The organism is Gimesia fumaroli (assembly GCF_007754425.1).
In the GTDB taxonomy this organism is placed as follows: domain Bacteria; phylum Planctomycetota; class Planctomycetia; order Planctomycetales; family Planctomycetaceae; genus Gimesia; species Gimesia fumaroli.
Genome location: NZ_CP037452.1, coordinates 6,673,366 through 6,689,129 on the forward strand (window position 1 = coordinate 6,673,366; position 15,764 = coordinate 6,689,129).

Consider the following 15,764-nt stretch of genomic DNA (forward strand, 5'->3'; position numbering starts at 1 on the left):
ACAGTTCAAGAGATAATGACCAAATAACCTAGCGGGAATGGTACCGAGAAAACGTTGATTAAATCGTGCATGGTGAAGCCAGTCCAGACGGAATTATCATGGTCGTGTCTGAATCCGCGAATTCGCATGGCTTCCACGCACACCTATGGAGTCCGCTTTTTCGGTGGTTTTCTCGGAATCCAGCAAAACGGATGAGTTGCTGCCATAATGGAAGCCAGACTACCTGGGACTTGTTCGCCTGCATTTGGGACAAAAAGGCAACGACCTGTATGACGAATTTCGCATCGGCGCTACCTGGGCGGCTGTCGTCAATCCAGATCCGCCCCGGCTGGAACCGTAACTGTAATCAAACAACGGCGTTTCCCCTGCTAGCCTCTTCGCGACAACCGCCCAATCCCCCTATTTTTCTATTCAGAGAATTTTTCTCCCTTATGTTGTTTTTCTTTACGTCTCGCCGGTAAGAATCTGCAAATTGCTGACAATTACAGTTATATCAGACTGCATCCTGGCCAGCGGGCCAAATGGCCCTGTACGGAGACGGGGCATCAACTGCGTCAGACTTCCGGTGCCTGATTTCCAGGGGGCCTGAGACATGATTCTCAAGGCCCCTTTCCATACGCATCTCAACCATTTGAATGAAATTCTCATAGTCATTTTATACGAGGGCCAGTCAGTATGCTTACTTCAACAGATTTGATTCGAGTCGTCTTGGTCGATGATCACAAGATTCTGTTAGACTCACTCGTCTCCAGGTTTCAGCGAAACCCTGATATAGAAGTTGTCGGTTCAGCCACGAATGCCGACGATGGGCTGGCGTTGATTCTGGAGACAGAACCCGATGTTGTTATCTTGGATGTAGAATTACCTGGAAGTGCGTCATTTGATATTGCCGAAGAGATTAGCTCTCGACTGAAAAATACAAAAATGATTTTTCTGACAGGCTATCTTACAGACATCTTTATTGAGCTGGCTTTGAGAGCTAATGCGAAAGGTTACTTACTCAAAGGCGAGCCGATTGAATCATTGATCCATGCCATTAAAAAGGCCTCTCGCGGAGAATACTGTTTTTCGCAATCGGTTCAGGAACGCCTGGTCTTTGACCAAGACAAAAATCGGTACTCGATTCAGTCAAAAAGTATGCTGACCTCTCTGACTTCCCGACAGATTGAAGTGCTCAGGCATCTTGCCAATGGGATGAGTGTGAAAGAAGTCGCCCGCTCCATGTTCCTCTCGGAGAAATCGATCGACAGCCACAAATATCGAATTATGAACAAACTGGGAATCCATGATCGTGTCGAACTGGCTCGGTATTCGATCCGTGAAGGTTTGACTCTGCCTTAAGTGGCAGTGCTGGACACACTAAAGGGGCCAGCGACTCTTTTCTGAGACATGGCCTGGCTCTCGCAGGCGAGCAGCAGGTGTTGAAAGTTCATCTAAGCTGGTCTGGTGATATCTGGTAGGATTGTTTCGCCGTTGGTTTGTTTTCGCGTTCTGGTTGGAAACGACGGTTGGCATTGTACCGCTCACATTGTTGTGAGCCGCTCTGGTTCCGTTTACGTGGTGAGTCGGAATTGTGATTCGCCAGGCGAGCAGAGAGATGGGTACCGCCCCTACGCCAGGAGAAGAAATTCATGAGTTGGTATTGTTTGTTGGTTTGTCTATTTCCTGCTCGCTGCGCTCGGCCTGGATGTGTATCCGGGATTACCCTCTCTTTTATGGCCAAACAAATGGGTATGCTGTCTCCGTTCTGTGTGCGATTATTTGAGATTCTCATTTTCGTGAAAGGCGTGGCGGCGCCTAGAGGGAGAGACTTATTTCTCCTGCGAACGACACCTGATCGGCTGGGAAGTTTTTACGAAGCCATGAGAAGACGGCGTGAAGCGCTGCGATGGCGTTTGATAACTGAGGTGCAGGGGAGCAGTGGTTTGGAAAATCGTGCTGAAACAAGCGGGTTTCATAGTGCTGATTTTCTCAGTGGTTTGAAAATGGTCACTGAACCAGTGGTGCTCACTCGCGCGCGACGTTATCTCCGCATGATCATGTTGATATGCGGGTTGCGGTCAAGTCGAAAATGATCAGCTCGTGTTGCTGAAATTGTCAGGTGGGAGGCGGTTTTGAATGAACAACAGGCAGTAAACGGAAGGTCTGCTCTGATGAAGAGAGCAAATACCAAAAAAGCGGGGACCTTAAAGCATAGGCAGAGAACAATCGTTTCCCTTGCCTAAGAAAAAGGCTCGCAAACGCCTGTTAAAAAGACATTTGCGAGCCATTGGACTTACTTGTTCTGCAGATTACATGTTGATTTCGTAACCTTTACGATTTTCTCGTGAGAGGAACGAGTTGGCCTGATCGTCGCCGATCACTTCTCGTTTGACCGGATCCCATTTGAGCCCTCGGTCCAGACGCATGGCGATGTTCGAGAGATGACAGATCTCCAGCATCCGGTTATGCGACCAGACATCGGAAATCGGCTGCTTGCGGGAATTCATACCTTCGATGAAGTTCGCGGTATGATTCGCACTGACTTTGCCGCCATAAACTTTTTCAATGGCACCTTCCGGCAACGGATTGTCTTTCAGGGCTTCGACAGGCGCCCCAACAATCTTGCCACGGTTAACGAAGAACCGACCTTTCGTACCTTCGAAGAGAATGCCGTTATCGCCTTCGCTGGTGATAATCATTTCGACATCATCAGGCATATCGACTTGGATTTTGAATTTGGTAGCAGCGTTGTACTGATCTTGAACAACCGGATTCCCATCCTTGTATTCCACCGGCAACGAAAATTCCAGTGGTGTAATTTTGCTTGGCCCCGTGTCACTGGCGCCAAGTGCCCAACAGGCAATGTCGACATGATGTGCGCCCCAGTCGGTCAGTTTCCCGCCGGAGTATTCATGCCAGTTACGGAAAGAATAATGACAATTACTATAAAGCGGAACGCCGCCGCCATACCCCTTCCGCATTTCAGGCAGTGCCCGGTAATCTACTTTTGGTGCCGGCCCCAGCCAGAACTCGTAGTCGAGACCTTCAGGAACAGATGCTTTCGGAATGACCGGGGAAGCCGACATCCCATTGATGCCGCAGGTTACTTTTTTAACCTTCCCGATGCGACCATCATTCACCAGCGCGACGGCCTGCAGGAACCGCTGTCCCGATTCCGATCGCTGCATCGTACCGACCTGGAAGACCCGGCCTGTCTGCTTCACAACTTTCTCGATCAACTTGCCTTCATCAATCGTCAGCGTCAATGGTTTTTCGCAGTAGACGTCTTTGCCTGCGAGCATTGCTTCTACCGCAATCTTGGTATGCCAATGATCGGGTGTCGCAATCATGACGGCATCGATGTCTTTTCGATCGAGGACTTTTCGATAGTCTTTGTAGGAGTCCGGCTTCTTACCCTGTTTCTTCTTCGTTTTTTCGACGTTGTCTGCAAGAACGTTCGAATCGACATCAGCGAGTGCCGCGAAATCAGCAAATTTAAATGACTTTGAAGTAATCGCCCAGCCCTGGTTCCGCAGGCCAATGGTTGCAAAGACGGGCCGGTCGTTCGGTGACTGGTAACCGAAAGCACGATCAGCAGAAGGGCAGAAAATACTGGCAGCCCCTGCAAAGGCAGCTCCCTGAAGAAAATTGCGGCGCGTTATGTGTCGAGATGTAGGCATCGAGCGAGATCCTCTTGGAGTAATAATTCAGAAGTCGTGTATAGATACAGTACGATAACACCGCTCCCGACGTTGGATACGCCATGAAAACAGTGCGGTTCAGAACCTTATATTCTATACAAACCCCCTGATTGAGCACAACGCAGGATCGGCAACAAAAGAACAGTTCTCCATTACGACCTGAAACGGAAGTTCTGAAAAGGAGCCTGAAATGTCTATGCATTTCATTTTTTATTCCTAAATATCGATTTGAGATATTGCCTTGTTCAACTCACACACATAGACTACATGTAAACTATTTTCACAAAGATCATTAGTCAGGCTTACGGCTCTCCCCCTTAGCTCACCTGAATCAATTTGAGTGCTCCGAAACATGATGACACCCAGCAGGGTTCACCTGCCGCCTGGAGGCATAGCTACTTTGAAAAGTCACCTGAAATCTCGACAGCTAAGAAGCACAGTGCTCCTGTGCTGTTTTTGCATCAGTCTCTTCGGCTGCAGCCAACAGCCAACAGCTCCTGCGCAGCAAGCTTTGCCTACAGTCACCGTTGCGAAACCGGTCACGAAACAGATTGTCGAATGGGATGCCTACACAGGTCGACTTGAAGCCGTCGATTTCGTTGAGATACGCGCCCGAGTCAGTGGATATTTACAGTCAACCCACTTTGACGAAGGACAGATCGTCGACAAAGGCGATCTGCTTTTTATCATTGATCCGCGCCCCTATCAGGCAGAACTCAACGGAGCACAAGCCACTTTGAGTCAATCCAAATCTCAGCTGGTCCTGGCAAATGCGAAGTTGGAAGAAGCCAAAGCCCAACATCAGCAATCAGAAGCACAGTTGGGTTTATCAACGGCACAACTAAAACGTGCACGCTCATTGAAGGTAAAGAATGTCACTACTCAGGATGAGCTCGATCAACAGGAAGCCGCTTACCTACAGGCCAAAGCAGACTTTGAAGCAAGCCAGGCCGGAATCAGTTCGGCGAAAGCTACGATCGAAACAGCAATGGCCGTCATTGAAGCAGCGAAAGCAGAAATCGAAGCAGCTCAGCTCAATTTAGACTACACGCAAATCTATGCCCCGGTTTCCGGTCGAATCAGCCGAAAGCATGTCACCGAAGGAAACCTGATTAACGGCGGTACGACCAATTCAAGCCTGCTGACCACAATCACATCGGTGAAGCCAATTTACTGTAATTTCGATGCGAACGAGCAGGATGTCCTGAAATACATCCGACAGGCACAAGCGGGAAAACGCGCCAGCTCTCGCGAGGCCAAGAACCCCGTCTTTCTAGGGCTGGTCGATGAAGCCGGCTTTCCCCACAAGGGACACATGGACTTTGTTGACAACCGATTTGATGCCGATACAGCCAGTATGCGAGCCAGGTGCGTCTTTCCGAATACAGATCAGGTACTTTTTCCGGGAATGTTTGCACGAATTCGGATTCCTGGCAGCGCTTCTTACAAAGCGGTTCTGATTCCTGATTCGGCCGTCGGCACTGATCAATCGGCGCAGTATGTCTATCTCGTCGCTGATAGTGTCGTCCAGCGTCGCATCGTCAAACTCGGTCCGATTGTGGATGGTCTCCGCGTTGTACGTGAAGGGCTAAAAGGAGATGAAACGCTGATCATCGAAGGTTTGCTGCAGGCGCGACCGGAGATGAAGGTTCAAACCCAGGAAGGTGTGATTGAAGTCGTCGAAGACGGTTTGCCTGATGACTATGAACCGCTGCCTCCCGAGCAATGGATCTCTCCCGATCCCGATCCTGTTCCGGAAAAGGTGACGTCTCTGATTCAAGCACAAGGGGACGTTCAATGAAGTTCCCGCATTTCTTCATCGAGCGTCCGATCTTTGCGTCCGTGCTTTCATTCATGGTCGTCTTAGTCGGGCTACTCGCTTACTTTATGCTGCCGGTATCTCAATATCCGAATGTCGCACCACCAACGATTGTCGTTCGAGCCAGTTATCCCGGAGCAACGCCGCAGGTCATCGCAGACACGGTCGCTACTCCCATCGAACAGGAAATGAACGGCGTTGACAATATGCTCTACATGGAATCGTCATCCAGTAGCGACGGTACCATGCAGTTAACTGTAACCTTCAAACTAGGCACCGACCTGGATGATGCACAGGTGCTGGTTCAGAACCGTGTTGCGGTAGCCGAAGCGCGCCTGCCGGAAGCAGTTCGTCAGATTGGTGTGACCACCCGCAAACAGATTCCCGACATGCTGATGGTGGTGCATCTGAATTCGCCGGACAACAGCCGAGATCAGCTTTATATCAGTAACTTCGCCTTTCTCCGAATTCGTGATTCGCTCATGCGACTGGATGGAGTTGGTGACATTCGTGTCGCCGGCGGTAACGAATACTCGATGCGGATCTGGCTGGATATCGAGAAAATGACCCACGTCGGCCTGACGGTAGGCGACGTGGTACAAGAAGTTCGCCAGCAGAATGTCCAGGTCGCAGCCGGGGTCATCGGCCAGCCCCCTATAGATTCCAGTGGTGCATTTCAGCTAAATGTCACGACACAGGGACGGTTAGAGGAAGTCGAAGAATTCGGTCAAATCGTCGTCAAACGAGGCGAGGATGGCCGCGTCACACGATTGAGTGATGTCGCACGGATCGAACTCGGTGCTCAGGACTATTCACGAATCAGCTACCTGGATGGAAAGCCTGCCGTTGCGATTCTCATATATCAAAGACCGGGGACGAACGCCGTTGATGCTGCCGCGGAAGTGAAACAGACGATGGCCCGGTTGAACAAAGACTTTCCCGATGGTGTGGGCTACGAGATTGCTTATAACCCGACCGATTATGTAGAAGAATCCATCGCCGAGGTCTTCAGTACGCTTTACATTACAACAGGGCTCGTGGTTTTGACCGTGTTTCTGTTCCTGCATGGATGGCGCCCCACAATCATCCCCGTGATTGCAATTCCCATTTCGCTGATCGGTACGTTCGCCGCCATGCAGCTCTTTGGGGTCACACTCAACACGCTCTCACTGTTCGGACTCGTACTCGCGATCGGTATCGTTGTCGATGATGCGATCGTGGTGGTCGAAAATGTGGAGCGTTTGATCGGTGAAGGACTTTCTCCACGCGAGGCAACACACAAAGCGATGGACGAAGTCGGCTCTGCCCTCATTGCAACGACCCTCGTATTAATCGCGGTTTTTGTGCCGACCATGTTTGTCCCAAGCCTCAGCGGCCGGTTCTATCAGCAGTTTGCCCTCACGATCGCGATTTCGACTGCATTCTCAACCTTTGTCTCACTGACTCTCAGCCCTGCACTCTGCGCACTGTTGCTCAAACCGAAAGACGCGGAACGAAACGCCATGGGCAAGGTAGTCGATAAATTGTTCGGCTGGTTTTTCCGACTTTTCAATCGCTTTTTTGATTTCACCGGCAACATCTATGCCGGCATGATTTCTCGCATCATACGAGTGTCCGGCGTTTCACTCGTACTTTACGGCGGACTACTGGTGGCAACCTGGTTCAGCTTCGGAATGGTTCCCTCAGGATTCATCCCCGCGCAGGATCAGGGATATATTATCGTCAGTATTCGGCTGCCTGACGGTGCCTCTCTCGCACGAACCGATGTCATCACCCAACGCGTCGCTGCCATTGGCAGTAAGATTGACGGCGTCGCACATTCGGTCGGAATTGCAGGACTGTCCGGGTCCACTTTTACCATCAGCCCAAACGCCGCTGTGACCTTCCTTCCACTGGAAGATGCGAAAGTACGCGCCACACGGGGCCGCGGTGTCAATGAGATCGTTGCTGACTTACGTCGCGAAGTCGCTTCGATCAATGAAGCACAGATTTTTATTATTCCTCCTCCACCGGTGCGTGGCATCGGACGTGGCGGTGGATACAAAATGTATGTGCAGGATCAAGGGGGAGCCGGCGTTGCTGCGCTGAACCAGGTGACCCAACGCATGGTGGGACAAGCCAATCAGCAACCCGGACTGGTTCAGGTTTTCTCAAACTTCCGTACGAGCGTGCCTCAAATTTATGCTAAAGTGGACCGTACCAAAGCCCAGATGCTCGACATCCCCATTAATAATGTGTTTGAAGCTCTCGAGGTCTATCTCGGGTCGGTCTATGTCAATGACTTCAACTTCCTCGGACGAACCTACCGCGTTACAGCCCAGGCAGAACCGGAATTCCGTGACGAGCCAGACGATATCCTGCGCTTGCGAACGCGCAGCGCTCGCGGAACGAGTGTGCCCCTCGGCTCAGTGGTTCAACTGGAACGGACATCCGGTCCGGATCGACTGGTCCGTTTCAATCTGTTTCCTGCTGCTGATCTTAATGGTGACACAGTTCCAGGTTTCAGTACCGGTCAGTCATTAAACACCATGGAAGCGCTAGCTGATGAGAATCTTCCGCCAGGCTTTGGTTACGCCTGGACCGAAATTGCCTTCCAGGAACGCCAGGCAGGCAACACCATTATATTTCTCTTTCCACTGGCCGTGTTATTTGTTTTTCTCACACTGTCTGCACAATACGAAAGCTGGCTGCTGCCACTGGCGATTATTTTAATTGTTCCTCTCTGCCTGCTGTTTGCGATCGTCGGAATCTGGTTTCGCGGCATGGACAATAATATCTTGACCCAGATCGGTTTCATCGTACTCGTGGGACTGGCCTGTAAAAATGCGATTCTCATTGTGGAATTTGCGAAAGCCGAAGAAGACGCCGGCAAAGACCGTTTCCAAGCGGCCATCGATGCCTGCCGTTTGAGATTACGGCCTATTCTAATGACGGCATTCTCATTCATTCTGGGAGTCATTCCCCTGCTGATCGCCACCGGTGCTGGCTTCGAAATGAGGCGTGTTCTCGGAACCGCAGTCTTCAGCGGAATGCTGGGTGTGACTCTATTTGGCTTATTCCTGACTCCGGTTTTCTACGTCGTACTGCGACGCTTCGCCAAAAAACCAGCCGCGAAAGTGTCAGATGAAGCAGCATCTACTCAGAAAGATCCAGGCTTAGTCACAGCCGTCACGAGCACCACGAAGGCCCCAGTAAACCAGAAACCCGATGATAAGTAAGGCCGACTGCCTGATAGTTGAGGCGCGTCGGAGCTTTGGCAATCATTGAACCGCAGGTAACCCCGTGCGGCTGGTTTTGTTTGTGGTAACTTGTCAGTCGGCGTTCCCTGTCCCACCACGCTGTCGACTCTGAGGTGTTCGCCATTAGCAGAACGACGTTAGCCCCGATAGCTCCTCAGTCTGTTTTTGACTACACATCACGGTGTTTTTTGCAAAGACCAATTCGAATCAAAAAAACACGACCAGACACTGTCAATGAACGGCCGGTAAAATATCGCAACAAAAATTGCGCAAAATACCATCTACTTTGATTGACGTCATGCTAAGATGAAATGGGGGACAACTGCATTCGAGTTGTGCCTGTTCTCTTTTCCTGTCACCAGGATCGACTCTTTTCTTTGAACTTGACAGAGAAACCAATTATGCCGCTCGCATTACAATTCACCACCCGAAATACCATTCGCACCTTTGCCTGTCTCGTTTCTTTCCTGCTGCTGGCGATTTCAACGTCAACCGCTTCAGCCAAAGAACTCGATCTCCTCTTTATCGGCGACAACGGGCATCATCAGCCATCACGTCGCTTCGAGGAACTTGCCCCCGCTCTATTAGAGCGCGGGATTACCTTACGGTACACCGATCGCATGGAGGACATTGATCCAAAGACACTCTCCCAATTCGATGGTCTGGTCCTGTACGCCAACATCGATCGCATCGAGGATGCCCAGGCGAAAGCGTTGCTCAATTATATTGCGGAGGGGCACGGTTTCATTCCACTGCATTGTGCGACTTATTGCTGGCGGAATAACAAAGAGATCGTGGCCTTGATGGGCGCTCAGTTTCAGCGGCATGGCGGCCAGGTCTTCACCACAGAGATCGCACGACCGAATCACCCGATTATGCAGGGTTACAACAGCTTCACCAGCTGGGACGAAACTTACATTCATCACCTGCACAATGAAAAAAATCGAACCGTACTTGAGTACCGAGTCCAGGGCGATCAGGCAGCAGGCAGGATACGCGAACCCTGGACATGGATTAAAACACATGGCAAAGGCCGTGTTTTTTATACCGCATGGGGACATGACCAGCGCACGTTTAAGAATCCCGGCTTCCAAAATCTGGTAGAACGCGGCATTCGCTGGGCGTGTGGCGATGATCCGACCAACGTCCCCGCTTTCAGCGATCCCAACATCTTTACCGCTCCCCCAATGACAGAACTCCGCCATGATCTGAAGAAATTCGAGTACGTCGATGTCGGTCCAAAAATCCCCAACTACACCCCGGGTAAAAAATGGGGCACGCAGAGCGCACCACGCAACTTAATGCAGAAACCATTGCCTGTTGAAGAATCGATCAAGCATTTTGTCACACCCCAGGGCATGGCGGTCCGGCGTTATGCAGACGAGCGAGACTTTCATTCCAAGCCGATCGCGATGACATGGGATGAACGAGGCCGCCTCTGGGTTTGCGAGACCGTTGATTACCCCAATGAGTTAGGAAAAGATCGCGACCGTATCCGAATCTGTGAGGATACCGACGGTGACCATGTGGCTGACAAATTCACGGTATTCGCAGAAGGCTTGAGTATTCCCACCGCCATCGTCATCGTTCGCGGTGGCGCCGTCGTGCAAAACGGCACTGAAACAATCTATTTAAAAGACACCAATGGCGATGACATTGCCGATCAGAAAACAACTCTCATTTCAAACTGGACACTAGGAGACACGCACGGCGGCGTCAGTAATTTCCGCTACGGTCTGGATAACTGGATCTGGGCGATGCAGGGCTACAACAAAAGCACCCCCAAATTCAACGGCCAGGCCACACAATCGTTCGGACAGGGATTCTGGCGTTTCAAACTCTCACAGACGGATCCGCCACAAGTCACCGACCTGGAGTTTATTCGTTCGAGTGATAATAACACCTGGGGACTGGGAATCAGTGAAGAAGGTCTCATCTTTGGTTCCACTGCGAATCGCAACCCCAGCATGTTCATGCCGATACCCAATCGATATTACGAACGGGTTCGCGGCTGGGCGCCTTCGACCCTGCATTCGATTGCAGACACATATCATTTCAAGCCGATCACAGAAAAAATTCGCCAGGTGGATCACCACGGTGGATACACGGCTGCAGCAGGCCATGCACTTTACACGGCCCGCACATTTCCACAACAGTGGTGGAACAAGACCGCCTTTGTCTGCGGTCCCACAGGTCACCTCGTAGGCACGTATGTGCTGCGCCGTAATGGTGCGAATTACGAATCGACCAGTCCCATCAACCTGCTTGCCAGTGATGATGAGTGGAGTGCGCCCGTCCTCGCAGAAGTCGGCCCGGACGGCGCCGTCTGGGTGATCGACTGGTACAACTACATCGTCCAACATAACCCGACGCCTCACGGCTTCAAGACAGGCAAGGGCAGGGCGTACGAAAGTGATTTGAGAGACAAAAAACACGGGCGAATTTATCGCGTCGTGCCTGTCACAAAAAAAGGCGACAATCTCCACGACGCTGATAGCCTTGCAAATAAATCGAACAAAGAACTGGTTGATGTACTCAAGCACCCATCCTTTGTCTGGCGTCTGCAGGCGCAGCGTCTGCTCATCGAACGGAATGCAGATGATGTCCTGCAATCCCTGGTGCCGCTGGTTGGCGATCAGAGTGTCGATGAAACGGGCCTCAACGTGGGAGCCATCCACGCACTCCACACTTTGAAAGGCCTGGGATACGTTCAACTTGATACACGTTTCAAGGCTGCCGGCTTTGTGACTCGTTGCCTCGAAAACGGACTGACTCATCCGTCAGCAGGAGTCCGGCGAAATGCGATTGCCGTTTTACCAACAGACAAACTCGGATTGCAATTACTACTGGCGCATCGCCGTTTGTTTGATGACCCCGACACCCAGGTACGCTTGCAGGCGATTCTGACACTTGCCGATCTGCCTGCTTCAGACCAGGCAGGAAAACTCGTCGCCGAGCTTGCCGCAAAAGAAACCGATGGAATCTTGATTGACGGACTGACGTCAGCCGCCGCGGCGCATGCCATTCCCTTTTTACAATCGGTCACCTCGCAGAAAGCACGTCCTTCTGCGAACGCGAATATTCAGATTGCTCGTGCCATCGCCGAGCATATTGCCCGCGGCAGACCTGATGTAGAAACTCTGCAATCCATTATCTCAGGAATGCAAGACGCTAATCCTGCTGTAGTCAGTGCCATCCTGAATGGCTTGACGGAGGGACTGCCAACGAAGTTCACGATTACCAGGTCGGCATCCCTGGACTCCGCTTTGGTTTCGACATTCAAGAGTGTCGATGCGGGATCCAAAGTCAAGTTAATTCAACTCGCAAACCAGTGTCACACAGCTGCGTTGAATGAGTACGCGGAAGAGATGATCGAGACGCTCGTCGACAAAATTAGCGACGAAGAGGCAGAACCGGAACAGCGCGCCGTCGCCGCCCGCGACCTGGTCAGCTTTCGTGCAGACGATGACAAAGTCGTCAGCAAGATCGTTGATCAGATTAATGCGCAGACACCGCCCAACCTTGCTGACAAATTCTTTGAAGCCATCGGACTCAGCCAATCAGAGTACGCTGGCGAACAAGTGATCGAAGCTTTCTCGTCTCTCACTCCCAGAATGAAATCGACGGCGGTCAGCATCATCCTCAGTAAACCTGCCTGGACCAAATCGTTGTTGAACGCCGCTGCAAAACGCCAATTTGATCTGAACGATTTGTCGCTCGAACAGAAACAGGCACTGCGTTCGTTTCCAGACGAAACGCTTCGTATCCAAGCAGAGAAACTTCTCGCAATGGGAGGCGGACTTCCGGATGCCAATCGCGAGAAAGTGCTGCAGTCATTGATGCACGTAACAAAGGTCTCCGGTGATGTTGAAGCTGGCCGCGCCATTTTCAAAAAAGTTTGTGCGGCCTGTCATCAGCACGGCGAGATGGGGCATTCGATTGGACCAAACTTAACCGGCATGGCCGTCCATCCCAAAGCCGAGTTGTTAACACATATTCTCGATCCATCACGCAATGTGGAAGGCAATTTTCGGCTCTACAAAGTTTTGACGGTGGATGGCAAGATAATCAATGGGATGCTGGCAGGTGAGAGCCGAACCAGTATCACAATTGTGGATTCCCAGGCAAAAAAATTCGATGTCCCCCGCGAAGATATCGATGAACTGATCGCGTCACGCAAATCGGTCATGCCGGAAGGATTTGAAAAACAGATTACCGAACAGCAACTAGCGGATCTATTAGAATTCCTCACGAACAAGGGACGCTTTCTACCGATTCCTCTGGACCGCTACGCCACTGCAGTCAGTACCAAACCGTTATTTCACGACGGCGAAAACGGACCCGATCAGATGATCTTCTCCGACTGGAAGCCCAAAACATTCAAAGAGATTCCGTTCGTCCTGACTGATCCCCATGGCCAGTCGACCCCCAATATGATTTTACTCAATGGACCTTTCGGCCCCCTGCCACCAAAGATGCCAAAAGCCGTTTCGCTGCCGTGTAATTCCAGAGCCAAAACGATTCACCTGTTGAGTGGTGTGGGCGGCTGGAGCTTCCCCGCCAGCAGAGAGAAGTCAGTTTCGATGATCGTACGCTTGCACTACGCCGACGGCCAGACAGAAGACCACCGGCTCCTCAACGGAGTCCACTTCGCCGACTACATCCGCCGTGTCGACGTACCGGAAAGCGAATTCGCCTGGATGCTGAGAGGCCAGCAAATACGTTACCTCGGCGTCAAACCAAATCGTCAGGACAAAATCACCAACATCGAACTCATCAAAGGGACCGACAACACCGCCCCCATCGTCATGGCCGTAACCATCGAACGCTAGAAGCAAATTCAATCACTTCAACCTGTTTTTTCAGCCCGTCCCAGTCTCAACGATCGAGTCCTGGCATTGCCTAGCGATTCGATTATAATGAAGTTTGATCTTAGCAATTCTCCTTGGGCAAACATTCCATGGCACGTAATTGGACTCGTGATGATTTGATTCTGGCGATGAGCCTTTATTGCCGCTTGCCTTTCGGGAAGTTTCATCAAAGAAACTCTGACGTCATTCAACTGGCGGAACGCATTCAACGCACACCCTCAAGCGTTGCCATGAAGCTCTCCAACTTGGCATCCCTGGATCCACACCACCAGGAACGAGGCGTTAAAGGCCTTTCAGGGGCTTCTAAATCGGATCGAAATATCTGGCAAGAATTCCATTCAGACTGGGAAGGACTTGCTGTCGAGAGCATGCGTCTCGAATCAAAGTTTCAACTTCGACCGGCTGAGCCTTCTCTTGAACAATCACCTCAATTCACGGGAGAAACCGAATCCACACGCATTACAAAAGTTCGACTTGCTCAGCAATTCTTCAGGTCAACCGTCTTAGCCTCTTACGACTTTCGCTGCTGTGTGACAAAAATTGATCTGAAAGAACTCCTCATCGCCAGCCACATTGTTCCCTGGAGTGAAGATCCTGCCAAACGAGCCGACCCTCATAACGGACTCTGCCTGAACGCACTTCATGACAAAGCCTTTGACCGTGGTTTGATTACACTGGATGAGGACTACCGTCTTGTTTATTCTCGACAGTTACGTGAGTCATTCACCGTCGAAGCCATGAACCGAATCTTCAAGCCGTACGAGAATCAGCAGATCCAGATTCCTTTACGATTCCGCCCCGATCAGAAATGCCTTGAAAAACATAGAAACAAAGTCTTTATTGCTTAGCCACAAACTTTTAGAAAGCCTGCCATGTCATTCATCCCACCTCTGACTCGTCGTAACTTTCTGCAAACATCTCTGTCTTCCCTGGCTGCGGTTTCTGGTGTTATGACTGTGCAGGCGGAGTCTTCTTCTCAACCGTTAATCAAGTCGATCAGCAAAAATACGCTGTTTCGTAATCGGGATGGTTACGGGGCGACCTGGTTTCATCCGCGGGGGTGCATGGTTCCCGGTGCGAAGGGGCAACCCACGTTTCTCATGAATCTGCAGGAGATCGGCGGCTCTGATTATTTTGGTCAGGTCCATTGGACAGAATCAACGGATCAAGGCAAAACCTGGAGTCCACCGAAGCCGATCGCTGCACTGGGCCGTGATGCAGTCAAAGAACATCCGGGATTGAAAGCGGGCGTGTGTGATGTCACGCCTCAATATCATCCGCAAACCGGGTCGGTGCTCGCACTCGGTCATGTAGTCTTTTATCGTGGTCCCCGGTTTGCGAAAGGAGATCAGCTCTCTCGTTATCCCGTGTATGTCACTCGCGACAAAGACGGCTCCTGGTCGAAACGGAAGATTCTGAAGTGGGATGATCCCCGCGGCGCTGAAATCTATACCAATAACTGCGGCCAGCGCATCGTAATGCCCAACGGCAATATCATGATGTCATTCACATTCGGCCCCGGGAAGCAGCCGCGAATGGTGGCCGGCGTTCGCTGTTCGTTTGACGATTCGGAATTGAAAATTATCGAAGTGGGACCGCCCCTGAAAAATGAAGTCGGGCGGGGTCTGCTCGAACCTTCGATCACCCGCTTTGGAGATCAGTTCTTCATGACGATTCGCGCCGAAGACCTGCATGGTTATGTCGCGGTCAGTCCCGATGGTTTGAATTACAATCGAAAAACGGAGTGGGCGTTTGACGATGGCACACCAATCGGCATGTCGACCACACAACAGCACTGGCTCACCCATTCTGACGGCCTGTTTCTGGTTTATACACGCAAAGATGCGATGAACAAAAATGTGATCCGCTGGCGTTCGCCGTTGTGGGTCGCACAAGTCGATCCAGAGAAACTGTGCCTGATTCGCGAAACCGAACGCGTGGTGCTGCCGCTGCAGGGGGATGGCGTGAACGATCCCAACAAGGTCGCGCTGATGGGCAACTTCGATGTCACGAACCTCAGCCCGGAGGAATCCTGCGTCACCGTCGGCGAATGGCTGCCTCGCGGTGGAGCAAAAGGAAACGTCCTGCTCGGTCGCATCAAATGGAACCAGCCGAATCGACTCGTGACAGATTCAACCGAATAAACAAGTTT

General features: G+C 51.3%; 8 protein-coding genes. 6 read left to right on the top strand and 2 right to left on the bottom strand.

Annotation, left to right across the window (positions count from 1 at the left end; all coding sequences use genetic code 11):
- Window positions 1-444 precede the first annotated feature (444 nt).
- Window positions 445-594 carry a hypothetical protein gene (locus Enr17x_RS29760; protein WP_198000790.1) on the bottom strand — a complete coding sequence of 50 codons (150 nt, stop codon included), beginning with the start codon at window positions 592-594 and terminating at the stop codon, window positions 445-447.
- 81 nt (window positions 595-675) lie between these two features.
- Between Enr17x_RS29760 and Enr17x_RS25230 the strand changes: the two genes are divergently transcribed.
- On the top strand, window positions 676-1,341 hold the full coding sequence (locus Enr17x_RS25230; RefSeq protein WP_145312557.1) for a response regulator transcription factor: 666 nt from the start codon (window positions 676-678) through the stop codon (window positions 1,339-1,341).
- A gap of 950 nt (window positions 1,342-2,291) precedes the next feature.
- Here Enr17x_RS25230 and Enr17x_RS25235 read toward each other — a convergent pair.
- Window positions 2,292-3,662, bottom strand: a complete 1,371-nt coding sequence (locus Enr17x_RS25235; RefSeq protein WP_145312559.1) for a Gfo/Idh/MocA family protein — start codon at window positions 3,660-3,662, stop codon at window positions 2,292-2,294.
- Between the two features lie 376 nt (window positions 3,663-4,038).
- Between Enr17x_RS25235 and Enr17x_RS25240 the strand changes: the two genes are divergently transcribed.
- The 5 genes from Enr17x_RS25240 to Enr17x_RS25260 all read left to right on the top strand — a co-directional run bounded on the left by Enr17x_RS25240 (window position 4,039) and on the right by Enr17x_RS25260 (window position 15,756).
- Window positions 4,039-5,484: an efflux RND transporter periplasmic adaptor subunit gene (locus tag Enr17x_RS25240; protein ID WP_145314168.1), complete on the top strand. Its 1,446-nt coding sequence runs from the start codon at window positions 4,039-4,041 to the stop codon at window positions 5,482-5,484.
- Complete coding sequence (locus Enr17x_RS25245; RefSeq protein WP_232100855.1) at window positions 5,481-8,720, top strand: efflux RND transporter permease subunit; 3,240 nt, start codon at window positions 5,481-5,483, stop codon at window positions 8,718-8,720. The genes Enr17x_RS25240 and Enr17x_RS25245 overlap by 4 nt, the downstream gene beginning before the upstream one ends.
- 422 nt (window positions 8,721-9,142) lie before the next feature.
- Window positions 9,143-13,573 carry a PVC-type heme-binding CxxCH protein gene (locus tag Enr17x_RS25250; RefSeq protein ID WP_145312561.1) on the top strand — a complete coding sequence of 1,477 codons (4,431 nt, stop codon included), beginning with the start codon at window positions 9,143-9,145 and terminating at the stop codon, window positions 13,571-13,573.
- A gap of 128 nt (window positions 13,574-13,701) precedes the next feature.
- Window positions 13,702-14,460 carry an HNH endonuclease gene (locus Enr17x_RS25255; RefSeq protein ID WP_145312563.1) on the top strand — a complete coding sequence of 253 codons (759 nt, stop codon included), beginning with the start codon at window positions 13,702-13,704 and terminating at the stop codon, window positions 14,458-14,460.
- A 24-nt stretch (window positions 14,461-14,484) separates the two neighbouring features.
- The gene (locus tag Enr17x_RS25260) at window positions 14,485-15,756 is read left to right on the top strand and encodes a sialidase family protein (protein WP_145312565.1); all 1,272 of its coding nucleotides are present in this window, start codon (window positions 14,485-14,487) and stop codon (window positions 15,754-15,756) included.
- Window positions 15,757-15,764 lie beyond the last annotated feature (8 nt).